The organism is Sorangium sp. So ce406, from assembly GCF_051474675.1.
Classification (GTDB): Bacteria; Myxococcota_A; Polyangia; order Polyangiales; family Polyangiaceae; genus Sorangium; species Sorangium cellulosum_G.
The window spans coordinates 5,673,348-5,693,731 of the sequence record NZ_CP150340.1 but is presented as its reverse complement, the minus strand read 5'-3'; the positions used below and the strand labels follow the sequence as shown (position 1 = coordinate 5,693,731).

At 74.3% G+C, this 20,384-nt stretch carries 12 protein-coding genes; 7 read left to right on the top strand and 5 right to left on the bottom strand.

Going from position 1 to position 20,384, the window contains the following annotated elements; genetic code table 11:
• Nucleotides 1-6: 6 nt before the first annotated feature.
• A complete protein-coding gene (locus WME96_RS21005) occupies nucleotides 7-1,686 on the top strand; it encodes an RICIN domain-containing protein (RefSeq protein WP_437291868.1) in 1,680 nt (559 codons plus the stop codon).
• A 4-nt stretch (nucleotides 1,687-1,690) separates the two neighbouring features.
• On the opposite strand, the gene WME96_RS21000 is transcribed toward WME96_RS21005, so the two are convergent.
• Nucleotides 1,691-3,661, bottom strand: coding sequence for a hypothetical protein (locus tag WME96_RS21000; protein ID WP_437291867.1), 1,971 nt, complete (start codon nucleotides 3,659-3,661; stop codon nucleotides 1,691-1,693).
• Between the two features lie 14 nt (nucleotides 3,662-3,675).
• Entirely contained in the window at nucleotides 3,676-6,144 is a 2,469-nt protein-coding gene (locus WME96_RS20995; protein ID WP_437291866.1) for a heavy metal translocating P-type ATPase, read from the bottom strand.
• Between the two features lie 194 nt (nucleotides 6,145-6,338).
• Here WME96_RS20995 and WME96_RS20990 point away from each other — a divergent pair, with 194 nt between their 5' ends.
• Nucleotides 6,339-6,950 (top strand): cadmium resistance transporter, encoded by a 612-nt coding sequence (locus WME96_RS20990; RefSeq protein WP_437291865.1) that lies wholly within the window; start codon nucleotides 6,339-6,341, stop codon nucleotides 6,948-6,950.
• 702 nt (nucleotides 6,951-7,652) lie between these two features.
• Entirely contained in the window at nucleotides 7,653-8,447 is a 795-nt protein-coding gene (locus WME96_RS20985; protein WP_437291864.1) for a hypothetical protein, read from the top strand.
• A 61-nt stretch (nucleotides 8,448-8,508) separates the two neighbouring features.
• On the opposite strand, the gene WME96_RS20980 is transcribed toward WME96_RS20985, so the two are convergent.
• The 3 genes from WME96_RS20980 to WME96_RS20970 all read right to left on the bottom strand — a co-directional run bounded on the left by WME96_RS20980 (nucleotide 8,509) and on the right by WME96_RS20970 (nucleotide 13,060).
• Complete coding sequence (locus WME96_RS20980) at nucleotides 8,509-9,750, bottom strand: flavin-dependent oxidoreductase (RefSeq protein ID WP_437291863.1); 1,242 nt, start codon at nucleotides 9,748-9,750, stop codon at nucleotides 8,509-8,511.
• A gap of 130 nt (nucleotides 9,751-9,880) precedes the next feature.
• Nucleotides 9,881-11,236 (bottom strand): sigma 54-interacting transcriptional regulator, encoded by a 1,356-nt coding sequence (locus WME96_RS20975; protein WP_437291862.1) that lies wholly within the window; start codon nucleotides 11,234-11,236, stop codon nucleotides 9,881-9,883.
• A gap of 330 nt (nucleotides 11,237-11,566) precedes the next feature.
• Entirely contained in the window at nucleotides 11,567-13,060 is a 1,494-nt protein-coding gene (locus WME96_RS20970; RefSeq protein WP_437291861.1) for a serine/threonine-protein kinase, read from the bottom strand.
• A 74-nt stretch (nucleotides 13,061-13,134) separates the two neighbouring features.
• Between WME96_RS20970 and WME96_RS20965 the strand changes: the two genes are divergently transcribed.
• The 4 genes from WME96_RS20965 (at nucleotide 13,135) to WME96_RS20950 (ending at nucleotide 20,316) form a co-directional block, all read left to right on the top strand.
• Entirely contained in the window at nucleotides 13,135-17,319 is a 4,185-nt protein-coding gene (locus WME96_RS20965) for a protein kinase domain-containing protein (RefSeq protein WP_437291860.1), read from the top strand.
• 164 nt (nucleotides 17,320-17,483) lie between these two features.
• Nucleotides 17,484-18,332 carry a hypothetical protein gene (locus tag WME96_RS20960; protein WP_437291859.1) on the top strand — a complete coding sequence of 283 codons (849 nt, stop codon included), beginning with the start codon at nucleotides 17,484-17,486 and terminating at the stop codon, nucleotides 18,330-18,332.
• A gap of 410 nt (nucleotides 18,333-18,742) precedes the next feature.
• Complete coding sequence (locus tag WME96_RS20955) at nucleotides 18,743-19,894, top strand: zinc-dependent alcohol dehydrogenase (RefSeq protein WP_437291858.1); 1,152 nt, start codon at nucleotides 18,743-18,745, stop codon at nucleotides 19,892-19,894.
• The gene (locus WME96_RS20950; RefSeq protein WP_437291857.1) at nucleotides 19,891-20,316 is read left to right on the top strand and encodes a hypothetical protein; all 426 of its coding nucleotides are present in this window, start codon (nucleotides 19,891-19,893) and stop codon (nucleotides 20,314-20,316) included. The genes WME96_RS20955 and WME96_RS20950 overlap by 4 nt, the downstream gene beginning before the upstream one ends.
• The last annotated feature ends 68 nt before the right edge of the window (nucleotides 20,317-20,384 follow it).

Sequence of the window (20,384 nt, the reverse complement as noted above, 5' to 3'; positions counted from 1 at the left end):
GGCATCATGCGTCGTTCTTCCTTGTCTCCGGTCCCGTGCTTGCTGGCTGTCACGCTCGGCCTCGCGTCCTGCGGCGATGCTGGCCAGCCCGAGCCCTCCGACGGTTCGGCGTCCGCCGGCGGCGCGGCCCCCGGCGTCGGCGCGTCCGGCGGCTCGTCGTCCGGAAGCGGCAGCTCGGCCTCCGGAAGCGGCAGCCCGGCCTCCGGAAGCGGCGGGGCGGCGTCTGTGGGCGGCGCCTCCACGACCGGCACGACGGGCGGCTCCACGCCCGGCGAAGGCGGCGGCCCGGACGGGACACCGGCGGATCTCGGCCCTCTGGTCAACGGGATCCAGTGGGCCGACACCTCGGGCAACCCCATCCAGGCGCACGGTGGAGGGGTGATCCAGGTGGGGTCGTATTACTACTGGTTCGGGGAGAACCGGAACCCGGATGGGACGTTCTACGCCGTCTCCGCGTATCGCTCGGAAGACCTGCGTCACTGGGAGCTCAGGAACCATGTCCTGACGATGGACTCGGACGAGGACCTCGATCCGGCGAACATCGAGCGCCCGAAGGTGGTCTACAACGAGTCCACCGGCAAGTACGTGATGTGGATGCACTGGGAGAACGGGGTGAACTACGGCGAGGCGCGGGCCGCTGTCGCGAGCTCGGACACCGTGGACGGCGATTACACGTACCACGGCAGCTTCCGGCCCCTCGCCGGCAGCGGGGTGACCGACCACGGCAAGCCCGGGTACATGTCACGGGACTGCGGGCTCTTCGTGGATGACGACAAGAAGGGCTATTTCATCTCCGCCTCGAACGAGAACTACGATCTCAACCTGTACCAGCTCACCCCCGATTACCTGAAGATCGACCGCCTCGTCGCGGTGCTCTTCCCCGGCGGGCACCGCGAGGCGCCCGCGCTGTTCCGGCGGAAAGGCACCTATTTCCTGCTGACCTCCGGGGCCACGGGCTGGTCGCCCAACCAGGCCAAGTACGCGACCTCCCGCTCCCTCGCCAGCGGCTGGTCGTCGATGACCAACGTCGCCGACGGCACGACGTTCCACTCCCAGTCCACGTACGTGCTCCCGGTCCAGGGCAGCTCGGGGACATCCTACCTGTACATGGGAGACCGCTGGGCCGGCGCCTGGAGCGGGCGGGTCAACGACTCGACCTATGTCTGGCAGCCGATCGCGTTCCCGTCGGACACCACCATGAGCATGAGCTGGAACAACACGCTGACCATCGACACGGCGGCCGGCACCGTCTCGGGGGCGACGAACAACTTCAAGCTCATGAACAAGAAGAGCGGCAAGGTGATGGAGGTCGCTGGGGCGTCATCGGAGGACGGGGCCGCGGTGGTCCAGAACCCGGACGGCGGCGGGGACAACCAGGAGTGGAGCTTCAACTACAATGGATCGGGCCACTTCCGGCTGACCAACGTCAGGAGCGGCAAGGTGCTCGACGTCCCTGATGAGTCGAAGAATGACGGCATCGCGCTGAAGCAATGGACGAACCACGACGGAGACAACCAGGCGTGGCTGTTCATCGATGTCGGCGGCGGCGACTACCAGATCCGGAACAAGAACAGCGGCAAGCTCATCGGGGTCGTCCAGGGCTCCACCGACGACGCCGCCGCGATCGAGCAGCGGGGGAGCAGCGGCGGCGACGAGCAGCGGTGGCGGATCGTCGTCGCCGACTGACGGACTACGAGCGCGGGCGGCTGCGGCGCGCGAGGGCGAGGAGGCCCGAGAGCGCCGCGGCGAGCGCGGCGGCGCCGCCCGGAGCGCGCGCCGTGCCCGAGGCGCTGCACCCCGCCGCAGCCGGCCCGAGGTCGCCGCCCGTGTCCGCGTCATCGCCGGTCAGCTCGGCGCCGTCGGACAACACCGGCAGCGCGTCGGGCTCGTGCAGGTCGCGGACCGACACCGGCACCTCGAGCAGCTCGTCGCCGGTGAACGAGGTGGACAGCACCTCCGCACGGTCCTCCGGCGCGAACGCCGCGGTCGCCGCGAGGCGCGCGGGGGAGGCGCCCGCGCTCGCCGCCTGGAACAGCGTGTTGCCGATGGTCACGTACCAGATCCCGTCGACCCAGCGCCCGTGCCCGAGGTCCGTGCTGATGCGCTCGGGCGCTGCGCCCGGCCGGCCGATGTAACGCTGGCGGTCGTTCAGGAAGAGGACCTCGCCTGTGTCGCTGAGGCCGTCGTGGCCGACCCGGAGCTTCGTTTGATCGAACTGGCTCGACGTCGCGAAGTTGCTGATCTGATGCTGCTCGCCGTCGGGGGTCCGCAGCCATACCTGGTTGACGGCGCCGTCGGTCTTCAGGAATCCCGCGTGGCCCGCGTGCGCCAGCAGCCCGGCCGAGCTGTTGGTGATCGAGTCGCCCAGGAACACCTCTTCTCCATCCTCCGTGTACAGGTAGCTCGAGCTCGTGCGCCCGTCCCACCAGCGACCGAGGACGTTCGTCCCGTCGGTGATCGGCCGCTGCAGGTTGCCCTCATGATCCCCGAGCAGCGCCCCCCCGGGCCCGACGATCGAGCCGCGCTCGTAGGTCCCGAAGTAGATCCCGCCGGACGCCGTGATGTCGGCCTGGAACGGCGACCTGCTGCCCGCGCTCGACCAGAGCGTCCTGTTCGTCCCCGTGGACAGCGTGTGCGCGAGGGCCCGGTCGTCGCTGTTCATCGTCCACACCGCCGTGTCCCCGTTCACCGCGTCGAGGCGCGCCGCGCGCGCGACGGCGTTCCGGGTGCCGTTGACCCAGGAGTGGATGTAGCCGTTCGTCGTCTGGTACACGGCCCCGGACGGCGTGAGCGCCCCGTAGACCTCGCTCAGCGGCTTCGTTCCTTCTCCTTGCAGCAGCTTCTCGATCCACGTGATGGCCTGCGTGGCGCGCTCGAAGATGCCGAGGCGCCCGCGGTAATCCACGAAGAGGAACCGCGTGGCGTCGAAGTCGAGGATCGCGCCGGGGGCGCGCTGGACGACGGTGAGCAGCGGGCTCCGATCGACGTGGATCGGGCCGACCGTCCTCGTGACGGTGCCCACGCCGTCGCTGGCCTCGAGCGTGAGCGTGTACGTCCTGCCCGACGGGATCAACGGGAACCCGTCGTTGCCGCCGGACTGCCACTCCTTGAGGTAGAGCCGCCCCGGCACGGGCGAGGGGGACCACCACCGATCGTTCTCGATCGTGACGCTCCCGTCGGCGCTGCTGAAATGTGCCACGATGCTCTCGCACTCGTACGGCGGCGTCGGGATGCACTTTGCGCCGAAGCGCCAGCCTGCCGTGAGGGTGTCGTCCGGCAGCACGTTCCATCCGAGGATCGGCGGCGCGTACCGATGCAGGGTGCGCTGCGCGCTCCCCACATCGCCGAACGTGCTGTACGCGTCGACCGTCAGGACGTGAGGGCCATAGGGAAGCTCGCCCCCGAGCTCGCCGAGATCGAACGACCCCTCGAAGTAGCCGTCTTCCGCTGGCGTGAGCTCGATGATGAGCCCTTCGAACTCCGCTTCTACATAATAGATGTCATCGGGAGACGACGCGGCGACCCGCACCGGGATCGTCTCGCCTTCGATGAACCTGTCCGCCTCGATGCTCCCGACCGTGACGGCCGCGTGGGCGGCCTCGGCCGAGAGGGACAGGACTACAGCAATCGCGGTTCCAACGTGTCGGCGGTAAGCTGGCATGGATCCTCCGTATTTCAGCAGGCTTCGGTGCGCCCGCGGCCTCTGTCATTCATTCCGTGGCGCCCGAACGCGCGGAGCCGGAGCGAGTTGCCGAGCACCGACACGCTCGACAGCGACATCGCCGCGCTGGCGAGGACGGGCGAGAGGAGCCATCCGGTCAGCGGGTACAGCAGGCCCGCCGCGATCGGGATGCCGAGCACGTTGTAGACGAACGCCCAGAACAGGTTCTGCCGGATCGTGCGCAGCGTGGCGCGCGCGAGCGCGAGCGCCGTGGGCAGACCGGCGATCCCGCCGCGGAGCAGCGCCACGTCGGCGGAGGCGACCGCGATGTCCGTGCCGCTGCCGAGGGCGACGCCCACATCGGCGCCGGCGAGCGCGGGCGCGTCGTTGATGCCGTCGCCGACCATCGCCACCCGGCGGCCGGCGGCCCGCTGCTCGCGGACGATCCGCGCCTTGTCCTCGGGCTTCACCTCCGCGAACACGCCGCGGATGCCGAGCTCCTCGGCGACGGCGCGCGCCGCGCCCGCCCGATCGCCGGTCACCATGGCCACCTCGACGCCGAGCTGCTTCAGGGCCGCGACGGCGCGCCGCGCCTCCTCGGTCGGCCGGTCGGCGACCGCCACGAGCCCCGCGAGCCGCCCGTCGACGGCCACGAACGACGGCGTGCGGCCCTGCGCGGCCAGGCGCTCGGCCGTCGCCTCCAGCGCGTCGGTCGCGACGCCCGCGCGCTGCAGCCACGCCGTGGTGCCGGCGCGCACGAGGCGGCCGGCGACGTGCGCCTCGATCCCGTGGCCGATCTCCGCGCGGAACGCCGACGCCGGCGCGACCGCGACCCCGCGGCCGCGCGCGCCCTCGACGATCGCCCGCGCCACCGGGTGCTCGCTCTCGTGCTCCGCGGCCGCCACGAGGCCGAGGAGCTCGGCCTCGCCGCGGCCCTCCAGGGCGACGACATCGGTGAGCTCGGGCCGCCCCGAGGTGAGCGTCCCCGTCTTGTCGAGCAGCACCGTGTCGACGCGGCTCGCTGCCTCGAGCGCCGCGCCGCCCTTGACCAGGACGCCGAGCTCCGCGCCGCGCCCTGTCCCGACGGCCACGGCGGCCGGCGTGGCCAGCCCGAGCGCGCACGGGCACGCGATCACGAGCACCGAGACGAACCGCTCGATCGCGGTGGCGAGGCCGCCTTCGGTCGGGTCGACCGCGAGCCACGCGACGAAGGTGAGCGTCGCGACGCCGAGGACGACGGGGACGAAGATCCCGCTCACCACGTCGGCGAGCCGCGCGATCGGCGCGCGCGACCCCTGCGCCTGCTCGACGGCCTCGACGATGCGCGCGAGCGCGGTGTCGGCGCCGGTCTTCGTGACGCGGAAGGTGAGCGCGCCGCTCTGGTTGAGCGTCCCGCCGAGCACGGCCGCGCCGGCGGTCTTGTCGACGGGCATGCTCTCGCCGGTGAGCATCGCCTCGTCGACCGCGGACGCGCCGCGGACGACCTCGCCGTCGGTCGCGATGCGCTCGCCCGGCCGCACCAGCACGAGGTCGCCGGGCGCCAGCGCGGCGGCGGGCACCTCGTCCACGGCGTCGCCTCGGACGCGCCGCGCGGTCCTCGGCTGGAGCGCCACGAGCCCGCGCACGGCGTCGGCGAGCCGCCGTCGCGCCCGCGTCTCGAGGAGCTTGCCGAGCAGCACGAAGGTGACGATCGCCGCCGCGGCCTCGAAGTAGACGGGCGGCGCGTGGCCGTGCGCGGCGTGCGGGAAGAGGCCCGGCGCCGCGACCGCGGCGGTCGAGTAGAGCCAGGCGGCGCCCGTCCCGAGGCTCACGAGGGTGTTCATGTCCGCGGCGCGGTGCCGGAGCGCGCTCCACGCGAGGCGGAAGAACCGTCGCCCCGGCCCGAGGACGACGACGGTCGCGAGCGCGAGCGAGAGCCAGCGCCCGGCGGGGCCGTCGAGCGCCGGGATCGCGCCGTGGGACATGGCCACGACGAGCAGCGGCGCGGTGAGCAGGCCGGCGATCGCGACGTCGCGCCGGAGCGCCCGCTGCTCCTCCTGTTCGGCCGCGTCCATGGCCGCGGCGCGCTCCTCGGCGGCAGGTCGCGGCAGAGGTCGTGGCCGGGCGGCCGGCGCGGGGGCCTCCGACGCGTCGGGGGTGCCGGGCACCTCGTCGGGGGTGCCGGGCACCTCGTCGGGGGTGCCGGGCACCTCGTCGGGGGTGCCGGGCACCTCGTAGCCTGCGTCGACGATGGCGCGGGCGAGCGCGGCCGGCGTGGTCGCCTGCGCGTCGTAGGTGACGGTGGCCCGCTGGGTCACCAGGTTGACCGTCGCCTCCTGGACGCCGGGCGCCGCGCGCAGCGCGCGCTCGACGCGGCGCACGCACGCCGCGCAGGTCATGCCCTGCACCGGGAGGTCTGTCCGGGCGCCCTGCGCCGCGGGCGCCGCTGGCGCGGTGGCGCCCATCGCGCTGGTCGGCTCTGCGGGCGGGGGGATCGTTGCCATGCTTCTCCTCGTGCGACCGCGCGGCTCGTCTCCTCTTGCCCTGCGCAGACGCGCGGTCTCTCCGGCCATCACGGTCTAGCCCAGAAGGCGTCAGGGGGCAGCGGCGGCGTCGTCGAGGAGAGCGCGCCGCGCGGCGCCGGCGCCTCGCCGGCTGAGCGCGCCACCGCCCGCGGTGCTACGTCCGCGGCCGCACCATGGAGCAGATCCTTCCGGCTCTCGGGGTGAGCGCCGTCGTGTTCATCTCCACGAACATCGACGACATCCTCCTGCTCTCGGCGTTCTTCGCGGACCCCGACTTCACCCCGCGCCAGATCGTCGCCGGTCAGTTCCTCGGCATGGCGGCGCTCGTGGCGGCGAGCGTCGCGTGCGCGCTCCTCGCCGTCCGCGTGCCGGAGGGGTGGATCGGCCTGCTCGGCCTGGCGCCCCTCGCGCTCGGCCTGAGGGGCCTGCGGGCGCTCTGGCGCGGGGAGGCCGAGGAAGAGGAGGGCTCCGAGGACAGGCCGCGCGGCGCCGCGTCGCGCTTCCGGGCGCTCGCGGTGGCGAGCGTCACGGTCGCCAACGGCGGGGACAACCTCGGCGTCTACATCCCGCTGTTCTCCAGCGCTCCCGGGCTCATCCCGCTCCACGCGGCGGTGTTCGCCGTCATGACCGGCGTCCTGTGCGCGCTCGGCCATCACCTCGTCAACCACCCGGTCCTGGGCAGCCGCATCCGGCGCCATGGCCGCGTGGCGCTGCCGTTCGTCCTCATCGGCCTGGGGCTCTGGATCCTCTCGGATGCCCTCGTCCTCGTCCGTCACGTCCCGTGAGGGCGAAGGAGACGAGCCACAGCCGTGGTTCTGTGGTGGGGAAGAAGGGGAACCACAGAGGCACAGAGGGCACAGAGGAGAGAGAGAGAGAAGAGAGGAGGGTGTCGGCGGTGCCTCTCTCGTCTCGTTCGCCATCCATTGCGTCGCTGACCATGAAGGCTCACGGGCAGCGTTGGCCTGGTCAGGGTGGTAAAGAGAGCGGAATTTTACACAACGAAATGCGTTGCCCGCGGCGGGCGCTCGCTGCTTGCTGCGGCCAGCAGCGCTGCTTGCTGCAGCCACCACGCGCTGCCTGCTCCACCCCATCCTTCGCGCGTCGGGCGGACCTGGGAGGCCGGGCGTCGGGCTGCCGCCTCGCCTCGAAAGCCGGGCGGATCGGCGCTGCGAGGCCCTGATCCCGGGCGGCCGTCGCGCCGCTGGCTCCATGGCCCGATGCCTGCTTGTGGCGCGGGCGGGCGAGGCGCCGTCGCGAGCTCCGGCATTTCCGGGCGCCTCGCCGCTGTCCCAGCGTGAATCCAATGCTTCAAACGAGAAGAGAACCGCCCGTGACCGTCGTCCGGGGGGTGACCCGTGAAATCGCTGTCGCCGCTCCCGCCGTATCGCGGGCCGGGTCGCCCCGCGACGGCGCCCGGCTCAGCGCGCTCCCGGCCGCGGAAGAGCCGTTTGCGCCTGCGCAGGCGCGAGAGCGCAGAGGAGGCCAACGTGCCTGTCGCGCGAGCTGACGAAGCCGGCCGGCGCGCCGTCGATGAGGCGCTCGATCGGGGCGAGGCGGTCGTGCTGCCGATGCCCTCGCCCCTGGCCTACGTGCTCGCCGCGAGGACGGCGATCGCCGTGAACCGGGCGAAGGGCCAGCCGGACGGCCAGCTCGTCGCCGCGTGGGAGCCGCGCTTCGACCGGATCGCGCCGCACCTCGCGCTCGACGAGGCGGAGCGCCGCCGCCTCGGCTGGCTGCTCTCGGTCGAGCGGGTGACCGCCCTCGTGCCGCACGACCGCGACGCCGGCGCGCCGGGCTGGCTCGCGCCCGCCACGCAGTACGGCATGACGCTCCTCTTCGGCGTGACGTGGGATCCCATCGCCTGGCTGCTCGAGCGCCACGCGCCGCTGTTCGTGAGCAGCGCCAACCGCCCCGGCGTGCCGCCCGCGACCGATCTGCGGCAGGTCCTTGCGGGCTTCGGTCCCGAGGTGTGGGTGCTCGACGGCGATTCCCTGCGCGAGCGCGCGCGCCCGCACGCCTCCACGACGACGCTCCGCTTCGTCCCCGGCCGCGGCTGGGAGATCCACCGGCACGGCATCCAGGACGCCCTCCACGCGGCCGCCGCCCGGAGCGACTACCTCGCCGACGTCCTCGCCCGCGCCGACGCCGCCCTCTTCCGGAGGCCTGGCCCCCGCAGGAACGACGGCCGGGGAGGGCGCCAGGCGAGGCGCTCGCGCACCACCGACCGCCCCGCGCTCCTCCGCGCCCCCGGCCCCCGCGGCCCAAGGCTCCAGCCAGCCTAGCTCCGCGCGTCCGAGGCTCCAGCCAGCCTAGCTCCGCGCGTCCGAGGTTCCGTCAGTTCCGTCAGGCTTTTCGCTCGGACGCCGCGGGCTCCGAGGCGGGCTTCAGGCCGCTCAGCGCCTTGTAGTGGGCGGCGATGCCCTCCAGCTCGCCGGGGGCGAAGACGTCCTCGATACGGTCGAAGCCGTCGGGGGCGCGCTCGTAGGCGACCTGCAGGCAATGCTCCGGACCGCTGCGGCGATTGGCCGCGACGATGGCGGCGGTGGCGGGCAGGCGCTCGGCCTCGTAGGCGGCCAGCGCCTCCACCGGATCGGCATGGGCGGCGAGCGCGCGGACCAGGGCGCGGGCGTCCAGGATGGCCTGGGTCGCCCCGTTGGAGCCGTTCGGGTACATGGGATGGGCGGCGTCGCCCAGCAGCGTCATGCGCCCATGGCTCCAGCGCGGCAGCGGATCGCGGTCGACCAGCGGGAACTCGTAGATCGCCTCGGCGCTCCGGATCAGGCCGGGCACATCCAGCCAGCCGAAGCGCCAGTCCTCGAACCTGGGCAGGAAGTCGGCGGGGTCGCCCGGCCGGTTCCAGTCCTCCGGTCGCAGGTTCCTGGAGACCGCGAGATCGGCGGCCCAGTTGATCCTCTGGCGGCCGTCCGGCCCCGGTGGGGAGATCGGATAGACGACGAACTTCTGGTCCTGATGCCCGGCGATGATCATGCTGGCACCGGTGAGGAACGGCGCCGCCAGGCTGGTCCCCCGCCACAGGAGGTGACCGCCGTAGATCGGCGGCCCCTCGTCCGGATAGAGGCCGGCGCGCGCCGCCGAGTGGATGCCGTCGGCGCAGATCAGGAGGTCGGCGGCGCTCCTCCACGCCGCGCCCGCGCGATCGAGGAAGCGCGCCGCGATGCGGCCCTTGTCCTCCTCGTGGCCCGAGAGGCGCCGATCGCAGATCACCCGGTCAGGGCCCAGCCGCTCGACGGCGGCGTCGAGCAGCACGCCCTGCAGGGCGCCGCGGTGCAGGGAGATCTGCGGCGCGGCATGCCCGGCGAAGCGGCCGCGCGGCTCGCCCCAGATGCGCTGGCCGAGGCGGTTGAAATAGACAATCTCGCGGGTCGCCACCCCGTCGGCCAACAGGGCCTCGACCAGGCCCAGCTCGCCCAGCACCTCGACGGCGTTGGGCAGGAGGTTGATGCCGACCCCGAGCGGCAGGATGGTGGACGCCGCCTCGAACACCGTCACCTCATGGCCCGAGGCATGCAGCGCCAGAGCCGCGGCCAGGCCGCCGATCCCGGCGCCCGCGACGATCACTTGCATAAATCCTCCCGTAAGATATGCGGCTCGACGCCGCCCCTTGTTGAAGTCCCGCCCTCTGTCACGAGGGCCCCCGGAGACGGTGTGTTCACCCGGGAAGACCGCGGCGAGCGCGCGCTCGTCGCGCTCGGTTCTACGACTCGCTCGCCGTGACCCCGTGCCGCCGCAGGAGCTCCCGCAGGTGGTTCCGGTCCATCCGCCCCGCCCGCGCCGCGTGCGACAGGTTCCCCCCGTTCGCGCGGATCAGCGCCTTGACGTACGCCCGCTCCCAGCGCGCCACCGTGCGCTCCTTGGCCTGACGGAACGAGAGCGCGAGGTCGTCCGGACGGAGCGCCGGCTCCTCCTCGCCGCCCTCCCGCGGCGCGGCGTCGCCGTGCTCGCCGATCGCGGGATCGCCCGTCAGCACCGCGCGCTCCACCGCGCTGCGCAGCTCGCGGACGTTGCCCGGCCAGTCGTGATGGATCAGCCGCTCCACGAGCTCCGCCGGCGGATCCGCCCTGTCCGCGAACTGCCGGTAGTAGTGCGCGACCAGGAGCGGGATGTCCTCCCGCCGCTCGCGCAGCGGCGGCACCCGCAGCCGGACCACGTTGAGGCGGTAGAACAGGTCCGAGCGGAACGTGCCGCGGTTCACCTCCTGCCGCAGGTCGCGGTTCGTCGCCGCGATGATCCGCACGTCGAGCGGCACGGGATCCAGGCTGCCGATGCGCCGGATCGACCGCTCTTCCAGGGCGCGCAGCAGCTTCGGCTGGAGGTCGAGCCGCAGCTCGCCGATCTCGTCGAGCAGCACCGTGCCCCCGCGCGCCGCCTCGAACGCGCCGGCGCGCGCCTGCTGCGCCCCCGTGAAGGCGCCCCGCATATGCCCGAACAGCTCGGACTCGATGAGCGTGGGCGGGATCGCGCCGCAGTCGATGACCACGAACGGGCCCGCCGCGCGCGGGCTCTGCTGGTGCAGCACCTCGGTGAGCAGCCCCTTGCCGGACCCGGTCTCGCCCTCGACGAGCACCGTCGCGTCCGACGCGGCGATCCGCGGGAGCATCGCGAAGAGCCGGCGCATCGCCGTGCTCTGCCCGAGCACCCGCCCGGAGAGCACCGCGTCCCCGAGCGGCTCGCGCACCTCCTCGGGCAGGTGATCGAAGTGCAGCAGCGTCTGGCCCACGCCGAACGTGGCGCCGGGGGTCAGGTACGCCGTCCCCACGCGGAACCCCGCGAGCGTGATGCCGTTCGTGCTGTCGAGATCGCGCAGCAAGTAGCCCTTGGGGGTCGCCGTGATGACGCAGTGGTGCCGCGACACCGACGGGTCGGTCAGCACGAGGTGGTTGCCCGCCGCGGTGCCGATCGAGAGCTCCGGCGCGTCGGCCACGTGGACGGCGCCCTGATCCGGTCCGCGCACCACGTGCACGCTGAACCTGCCGAACGCCACCTCGCCCGGCCGGACCTTCAGCACGGTGGTGGCATCTGCGCCTGATGTGGGGTCCGAGGTGCTGCTCACCTGCACGACATTACCATGGTGGACCTCGCGCGAGCGGCGTCCTGGACGCCTCGCCTCGGCGTGCTGGCCCGGGCAGGCAGGTGCTGATGCCTGTCGCAGGCAGCACCGGTGGTGGATTTTTGCACCCGCGCTTGCAGCGGCTCGCTCGTTCCGCCCTCCAGGAGTCCGGCCATGGATCCGGACAGAGATTTCAACGCAAAGGCGCAAAGACGCAAAGGCGCAAAATCAAGAACAAATACATGCAATTTTGCGCCTTTGCGCCTTTGCGCCTTTGCGTTGAACCTCTCCTCTCGCGAGGCAGATCCCTGGCAAGACTTGCGACCCGCGGTACTAGGCGCCCGCCAGCACCAGCATCGCCCCCTCGGCCGCGGGCGTCACGGTGGCAATCCCCAGGCCGGCGAGCGCCTCGGGCGAGGCGAAGACGCCCTCCGCCGTCCCCTCGGGCGCCCAGCCGCCGACCTCCGCGAGCGCCCCGCCCAGGAGCTCGCCCGAGGGGCCGACGAGCAGCTCCCCCGCGTGGACGCTGAGGCGCACATACACCCGGGGGTCGCGCCCGGGCCGCCCCGCGAGCCGCCGGAAGATCCGGAGCGCCGCGTCCACGGCGCGGCGGCGCGCCTCCCTGTCGGCGGTCGCCTCGCCGGGGCGCTCCGCCGTGAAGAGCAGGCTGTTGCCGGTCTCGGCCGCGGGGGACAGCCCGGCCTCGGAGAGCTCGGCGGCCACGAACGGAAGGATCGCCTCCAGGTCCGCGAGCAGGCGATCGTCCGGCGGATCGAGCGCCTCCGGGGCGGCGCCGACCTCGGCGTGGACGGCGACGCCGGGGCGGGCACGCGCGCCGGGCGCCGCCTCGTCGACCACGCCGCGCGCGACCTCGAGGGCGCCGCGGAAGTCCGCGAGGAAGGCGGCGGCCGTCGGGTGGCGCGCCGCCGGCTCCTTGGCGACCGCCCGGAGGAGCACCTCGTCGAACGCCGGCGAGAGCCGCGCCCGCGCGCTCGGGCGCGGCGGGCTCGCGTACAGGTGGAGCTGGCGCAGGAGCGCGCCGAGATCCCCGGCGAACAGCGGCTCGCCGACGAGCATGCGGTAGGCGAGGGCGCCGAGCGCGTAGACGTCCGCCCGGACGTCGACGGCGTGGCCGAGGAGCTGCTCGGGCGAGACGCACGAGGGGCTCCCGACGACCTCCCGCGACGAGGTCAGCGACGGCCCGGGCGCGTCGAGCAGCTTGGCCACCCCGAAATCGAGCAGCACCACCCGGCGGCGCCCGCCCTCCTCGAGGAAGACGTTCGAGGCCTTGAGGTCGCGGTGCACGACGGCCTGGGCGTGCGCGGCCTCGAGGGCGTCGCAGAGCGGCTCCAGCACCGCGAGCGCCTCCTCGGGCGACAGGCGGCCGCGGGCGCGGAGGTGCTGATCCAGGCTGACCCCGGCGAGCAGCTCCATGGCGTAGTAGGGGCGCCCGTCGTCGAGCTGCCCCTGCTCGAAGACCTCGACGATGCCGGGGTGCCGCAGCCGACGCACCGTCTCCACCTCGCGCTGGAAGCGGACGACGACGTCCGGCAGCACGCTGAGCTCGGGGTGCAGCACCTTCACCGCGGCGAGCGCGCCGTGGACCGCGTGCGTCGCGCGGTAGATCACGCTGAAGCCGCCCGCGCCGAGCGGCTCCTCCAGCACGTAGTCGCCCGCCCGGGCCCCGGGCGGCAGCGCGGCCACCGCGAGATCGCCGACGATCACCGCCGGGGCGGACGGCACGGCGAGCGTCGCCAGCGCGGTGCGCACCGTGGGGTCGACGCGAGACCCCGCGCCGGGGAGGGTGTCGGGGTCTTCGGTCGCCATCGACGGACCGACCGACGGTACCATAGGGGGGCGGAGAGCAGATCCCTCTCCGCCCTGCCCCAGGGAGCCACGACGTGTCCCGCTGCCCACTGTGTCACCGCCGGCTCCCTCCGACGGGCGTTTGCCCCCGCGACGGCGGCTCGCCGCCGCCGGCGGTCGAGCGCACGCCCGAGTCGTCGGGGCGGCCGCGGGTCCCGGGCTACCGGGTCGACGGCCTGCTCGGGCAGGGCGGCTTCTCGGCGGTGTGGGCCGCGCGGCGCGAGGCGGACGGCGCCCGCGTCGCCCTCAAGGTCGGGCGCTCGGCGCGCGCCGCCGCGCAGGCGCGGTTCCGGCGCGAGGCGGGCGCGCTCCGGCGCGTCGGCCCGCCGCACGTCCCGCGGGTCCACGGCGAGGGGCGGCTCGACGACGGCCGCCCCTGGATCGCCATGGATCACGTCGCCGGCGAGACGCTCGCCGAGGCGCTCGCGACGCTGCCCGGGCCCCCGGATCCGTCCTGGGCGGCGGCGCGCGCCGCCGCGCTGCTCGACGCGCTCGCGGCCGCGCACGCGCGGGGCGTCGTCCACCGCGATCTCAAGCCGGAGAACGTGATGCTCGCGCCGCCCCGCGCGGCGGCAGGCGCGGCGGCCGCGCCGGCCCCGGCGGCAGGCGCGGCGGCCGCGCCGGCCCCGGCGGCAGGCGCGGCGCGCGCGGTGCTGCTCGACCTTGGCCTGGCGCGGCCCGCCGGCGCGTCGCGCCAGGACGACGAGGGCGAGATCACGCGCGGGGGCACGATCGTCGGCACGCCCGAGTACATGGCGCCCGAGCAGCTCCGCGCGGGCGCCGCCGTCGACGCGCGCACGGATGTGTACGCCTTCGGCGCGATCCTGTTCGAGCTGCTCACCCTGCGGCCGCCGTTCGTGGGGGACACGGGCGCGGTCGAGCACGGGCACCTCGCGCTTCGGCCGCCGCGGCCCGGCGAGCTCGCGCCGATCCCCGAGGCCCTCGAGGAGCTCGTGCTCTCGTGCCTCGCCAAGGAGCCCGACCGCCGGCCCGCGAGCGCGGCCGCGCTCCGGCGCGCGCTCGAGGAGGCGTGCCCGCTCGGCGCCGCCAACGACGCGGAGCCGACCCCGCGGTCGTTGCCGATCGCGCCGGCGCCGCCGTCCGGCGCCGCGGCGGGGCCGCCGTCCGGCGCCGCGGCGGGGCCGCCGTCCGGCGCCGCGGCGGGGCCGCCGTCCGGCGGCGGCAGGCTCCTCGCCGAGGGGCTCCAGCCGGCCGTCGTGCTGGTCGCGGAGACCGGCGCCGCCACGCCGCTCGTGATCGGCGCGCTCACGCGCCGCAGCGGCGTCTGCGTCCGGCAGCGCGGGCGCCGCCACGTCGCCGTCTTCTCGGCCCGCGACGCCGAGCACCCCGTCCGGCTCGCGCTCGCCGCCGCGCGCGAGCTCGTCGAGCGGCACGGCGCCCGCGCCGCGCTCCACCTCGCGGGCGTGATCATCCGCCCGCGCGACCGGGGCGCGCCCGCCGTCTACGGCGCGGCGGTGGATCGCCCAGAGACCTGGCTCCCCGACGCCCCATGGTCCGGCGTCCTGCTCACGAAGGAGCTCGAGCGCGCCCTCGCCGAGGCCGAGCCGACCTCGACCCCGACGTCGCCCCAGCTGGTGCGGGCGCCCGAGAGCGACGCGCCGCCGATGGTGGGGCGCTCCGAGGCGATCGCGGCGCTCGAGGCGAGCGCGGCCGCGGCGTTCAGCGGCGCGTGCCCGGCGCTCGTCACGGTGCTCGGCGACGCCGGGCTCGGCAAGACCCGCGTCGCGGCCGAGGCGGCCGCCGTGGCGCAGCGCCTGCGCCCCGACGCCGCGGCGCTCGTGGTGCGCGCGGCGCAGCCCCTGCCGGGCGAGGCGAGCAAGGACACCGCGGAGATCCTGCGCTTCGCGCTCTCCGCGCCCGCCGCGGCGCCGGCCGACCCCCGCGCGTTCTGCGAGGCGCGGCTCGGCCCCGAGATCGGCGCCTCGACCTTCGCGTCCGTCGCCGCGGCGCTCGGGTGGGCGCTCCCCGGGGTCTCGCGGGCCGCGCGCGCCGCGACGCCCCACCACGTGGCGCGGGCGATCGCCGAGGGGCTGCGCCGCCGCGCGCGCCGCGCCCCGGTCGCCGTGATCGTGGATGACGCGCAGTGGGCGGACGTCACCGTGCTCGACGCGCTCGAGGTCGCGACGCTCGACGGCGCCGGCGTGGCGCTCTGGGCCGCGGTCGTCGCGCACCCGCGCTTCGAGCGGCTCCGCCCCACCTGGGGCGCCCGGACGCAGCGCGCCGACCGGGTGACGCTCGCGCCGCTCGACGACGCCGCCGCGTCGGAGCTCGCGGCGCGGCTCCTCCTCCCCGCGGCGTACCCTCCGGCCGACGTGCTCCGGGGGCTCGCGCGCTGGGCCGGCGGCAACCCGGGTTGCCTCGCCGCGATCATCCGGTCGCTCAAGCAGGCCGGCCTCGTGCGCCGCCGCCCCGGGGGCGGCGACTATTGCGTCGAGGCGTCGGCGCTCGAGGGCCTGCCGGTCTCCCCGGCGTGGCAGTGGCTGGCGATGCGCCAGCTCGGGGCGCTGCCGCAGGAGATCGCCGCGCTCGCGCGGCTCTGCGCCGTGCTCGGCGAGTCGTTCATCCGGGCCGAGCTGGAGTGGGTGCAGGACGCCGTCGACCGGGTCGGCGGCGCCGGGACGCCTGTCGACGCGGGCTACGGGCTCGGCGTGCTCGTCGAGCGGGGCATCATCGCGCGCGGCGAAGGCGGCGGAGGTGGCGACGGCGGGGCGCGGGGCGCGCGCGGGGGCGCCGAGCGGTGGTGGTTCCAGAGCGGCCTCTTCCGCGACGCGGTGTACGAGACGCTGGATCCCGAGCACCGCGCGCAGATCCACCGGCACGCGCTCGCCTTCTGGCGGGCGCGGGTCGAGCGCGAGCGCCCTCCGGCGCAGCCGGGGCCGGAGGATCTCGAGCCGCTGGCCCGGCACGCGGGCGCGTGCGGGGCGGGGGAGGAGGCGGCGGAGGCGCACCTCCGGCTCGGGGATCTCGCGTTCGCGCGGCACCGGCACGTCGAGGCGGAGCGCTGCTACACCGCGGCGCTCAAGCTGGCCGGCGAGGACGACCGCCGCCGCCGCGCGCGCGCGCTGGCCGGGCGCGGGCGGATCCGCTACCGGCTGCACCTCATCGAGGAGGCCATGGCCGATCTCTCCGCGGCGCGCGAGCTCGCGGGCTCCGACGCGGACGCCGAGTTGCGCGCGGACGTCCTGCTCGAGGAGGCGACGGCGCTCGACTGGACGGGCGCCTACGAGGCGTCGTCGGCGCGCGTCGCGCTGGCGCGGCCGCTCATCGAACCCGCGCGGTCGCCGCGGCTCTCGGCGCGCCTCTGCGTGGCCGAGGGGCGCACGCGCCTGCGGCGGGCCGAGGTCGCGGAGGCGATCGCGCTCCTCACGGAGGGCGCGTCGCTGGCCGAGTCGGCCGGGGACGAGGAGAGCCGGATCATCGCGCTCGTGCTGCTGTCGACCGAGCTCGCGCACGCGGGCCGCTTCGCCGAGGCGGAGCGGCGGGCCGAGGAGGCGATCGCGCTCTGCGAGCGCGGCGAGGACCTGCCGCACCTCTGCGTCGCGATCATGAACCGCGTCGTGCTCTGGACGCTGAAGAAGGATCTGCCGCGGGCGACCGCGGATCTCCGGCGCGCGATCGCGCTCGCGCGGGAGATCGGCAACCCGTGGCTGGAGCGCGTCGCCACGTACAACGTCGCCGAGCTCCTCTACTGGAGCGACCAGCAGGACGAGGCGCTCTCGCTCGCGCGCCGCGCGCACACGCTCGAGCGGCGGTTCGTGGATCGCCCCGTGCCGGACTGCTCGCTGCTCCTCGCGCGCATCCTCGCGGCGCGGGGGGAGCTCGACGAGGCGCGGCGCCTGCTCGCGTGGATCGCCGGCGCGTGCCCGCCGGAGCCGTCCGCGAGGGCGGCGCACGGCTGCTTCCTGCTGCTGCGCTGCCTCCTCTCGGACGACGCCTCGGACGGCGCGCCGCGCGCGCTGCTGCTCGGCGGGCTCGACGACGCGGAGCTCGAGGCGGGCCCGTTCCTGTTCGCCGACGAGCTCCTCGAGGTCCTCTCCTGGCGGGCTCGTGCGGCAATCCGCCACGGTCTGGTCGAGGTCGCCGCAGCGAGCCTGGACCGGGCCGGCGGGCTCCTCGCCGAGCATCCCGCCTGGCGGTCCCGGTTCGACGCGCTGGCGCGCGGCCTCGATGCGCTGCGCGCCGCCGGGCGCGGCGGCTGATCCTGCATGGCGCGCGGCTGCCGAGCCTGCTCGACGACCGGCTGAGCCCGGTCTTCGCGGGCCGCGCGCGTACCGGGGCGACCGATCAGGCCCGGCCCCGGACCGGGATTTGCTTGCTCCCGGTGCGAGGCGCACGCACGTGCGCCTGAGATGGAGGACAGTGCATGCTTTGCTTGAGGGTCAACGCTGCCGGGGTGATCGGGTGCTGCTTGCTTGCGGCCGGGTGCGGAGCGGCGCCGGCGGACGACGGCGAGACGGTCCTGGCCTCGGAGCAGGGGATCATCGTGATGAACGGCCTCGATCCCGCCTTCTTCTGGGAGCCCTCGACGCAGGAGGCGCTGCGGTCGCTGGCGCGCTCGCCGCTGCCCGAGGCGCTGGGCGGCCGCGGGGGCGCCGTGCTGCTCTCGAGCGACGAGGGCAGGCACCTCGTCGAGCGCGTGATCGCCTGCGCCCTGCCCGAGGGGGCGGCGCTGCGGACGACCTCCCGGCGGTCCTTCAGCGGGTCGATCGGGCTCGCGCCGCGGTGGTCGTCCGCGCCGCTCTCGGACAGCGCCGCGCGGCGCTGGATGACGGCGTGTCTGCTGCAGTCGCTGAACGCGACGGGCGCGCACGTCGCGGTCCGCCTGACCGGCGGCCACCCGGCCCTCGCCGGCGCGCCGGACAGCGAGGCGAGGGAGTACTCGGTCCCGGACGCGATCATGTTCGGTGATCTCTTCGACCAGGTCAGGCCGACCGCGTTCGCCTGCGCCGACAACGACCTGGTCGACGCGTGCGGCGTGGCGCTGAGCACGCGGACGCTTCAGCGCATCTGCGGGCAATCGCCCTCGTGCGGGATCACCCTCCGCGGCCACTGTGACGTGGTCTGCGACCGGGACCTCGCGGGCGCGCCGACCTGCAGCGCCGGGAGGGCGGTGTACCCGGAGTCCATCGCGTCGAGCCTGGAGCCTCTGGTCGCGCTCTCCGGGGGCGGCCTGACCTGCGGTGTCCTGGATCTGCTCTCGGGCTTGCTGTAGGGGCGGGCGCGCCCGCTCACCGCGGCTGTCTTCCGGGCGCCACCTGCGCGAGCCAGCTCTCGGCACATGGGCGCGCTCACGCGCTGCGGCGCCATGCTCTTTCGACCTCCGCGCCTTTGCGCCCATGTCTCCCTGCTGTCGCTCGCCGGGTCGTCCTCGCGCAGAGATTCCACGTCCGCGCCTTTGCGCCCATGTCTCCCTGCTGTCGCTCGCCGGGTCGTCCTCGCGCAGAGGCAGAGATCGCGGAGGGCGGCCCACGCGCCAGCGCTCCCGCAAACGATGGAGAGCCGTCGGCCCTGACTCCCGGGCGGCGGGCTCGCGGAGGCCGTGGCTACGCTGGTCGCACTCACGAGCGCCCGCGCCGGTTCGCGCCTTGCATCGCGCGTGGAGCAGAGGGGGAGATAGCTCGAATGCTGGCGCTCACATACCATGGGCCGAGGTGCGTTCGTATCGAGGAGAACCCGGAGCCTCGGATCCAGCATCCGAACGACGTGATCCTCCGCGTGACGCGCTCCACGATATGCGGCTCTGACCTGCATCTCTATCATGGCTACGTGCCCGACACGCGCGTCGGCACCGTCTTCGGCCATGAGTTCACCGGGGTCGTGGAGGAGCTCGGGCCGTCCGTGCGGACCCTCCAGTGCGGCGACCGCGTCGTGGTGCCGTTCAACATCGCCTGCGGCACCTGCTTCTTCTGCCAGCGAGAGCGCACGTCCGCGTGCGAGAACACGAACCCGCTGAGCACGATCACCGCCGGGATCTTCGGCTATTCGCACACGACCGGCGGCTACCAGGGCGGGCAGGCCGAGCGCGTGCGCGTCCCCTTCGCCGACGTCGGCCCCATGAAGATCCCCGACGACCTCTCGGACGAGGACGTGCTGTTTCTCTCGGACATCATTCCCACGGGGTACCAGGCCGCGGAGATGGGCGACATCGGCCCCGCGGACACGGTGGCCGTCTTCGGCTGCGGTCCCGTCGGCCTCATGGCCCAGCGGTGCGCCTGGCTGCTCGGCGCGCGCCGGGTCATCGCCATCGACTCGGTCGGTTACCGCCTCGCGTTCGCGCGTCGGTACAACAAGGCAGAGACGCTCGACTTCAGCAAGGTCCCCGACGTCGTGTCCGTCCTCCGGGACATGACCGACGGCCGCGGGCCGGACGTCTGCATCGAGGCGGTCGGCCTCGAGGCGAACGGCTCGATGATGCACGACGTGCTGGGCAAGGCGCTCATGCTCCAGGCGGGCTCGCCCATCGCGCTCAACTGGGCGATCCAGTCGGTCCGCCGCGGCGGGAGGGTCTCGATCATCGGCGTCTACGGTCCGCCGTGGAACCTCATCGACATGGGCGCGGCCATGAACAAGGGCCTGACGATCAAGACCGGGCAGTGCGACGTGAAGCGGTACATGCCCCACCTGCTCGAGCACATCCGCAAGGGCAACATCGACCCGAGCGCGCTCATCACCCACCGCGTCCCGCTCGAGTCGGCCGCCGAGATGTACCGCATCTTCGCGGCGAGGACCGACGGGATCATCAAGTGCGTGCTCGTTCCGTCGGGGGCCAAATGAGCTCTTTCATCGAGGAGGAGGTGATCATCGTGGAAGCCGAGATGCTGCGGCCGAGCGAGTTGCCGTACTGGGCCGTGGATCTGTGCCCGGAGGACAGACCCGGCGTTCCGAGAGAGGCGCCGCCGCACCTCCTGGCGAGCGCGCACTGGTTGGAACCTGCGCGGCAGCCGATCGAGGGCCGGGTGCTCACGCGCCCGGGGCTCGCCCGTCCGACGCCGGTGTTCAGCGCCGCCTTGCCGCCGCGAGGCGTGAGCGGCGTGCTGCGCCGCGCGGCCTACGAGGTCCCGGATCACCGGCTTGCCCACTGGATCCTGCTCATGGGCGCGGACCGGGTCGACTGGCTCCAGAGCCTTCCGCTCCTGTTCAGGAGGCGCGCCGCTCGCGCGCGCACGCGGAGAGGCATGGCGTCGAAGCACGGGTGACCGAGGCTCCGAGGAGGCGCAGTTGCATCCGCGCTGCGCACCTCGGACGCGGACGAGTCATGACCTCC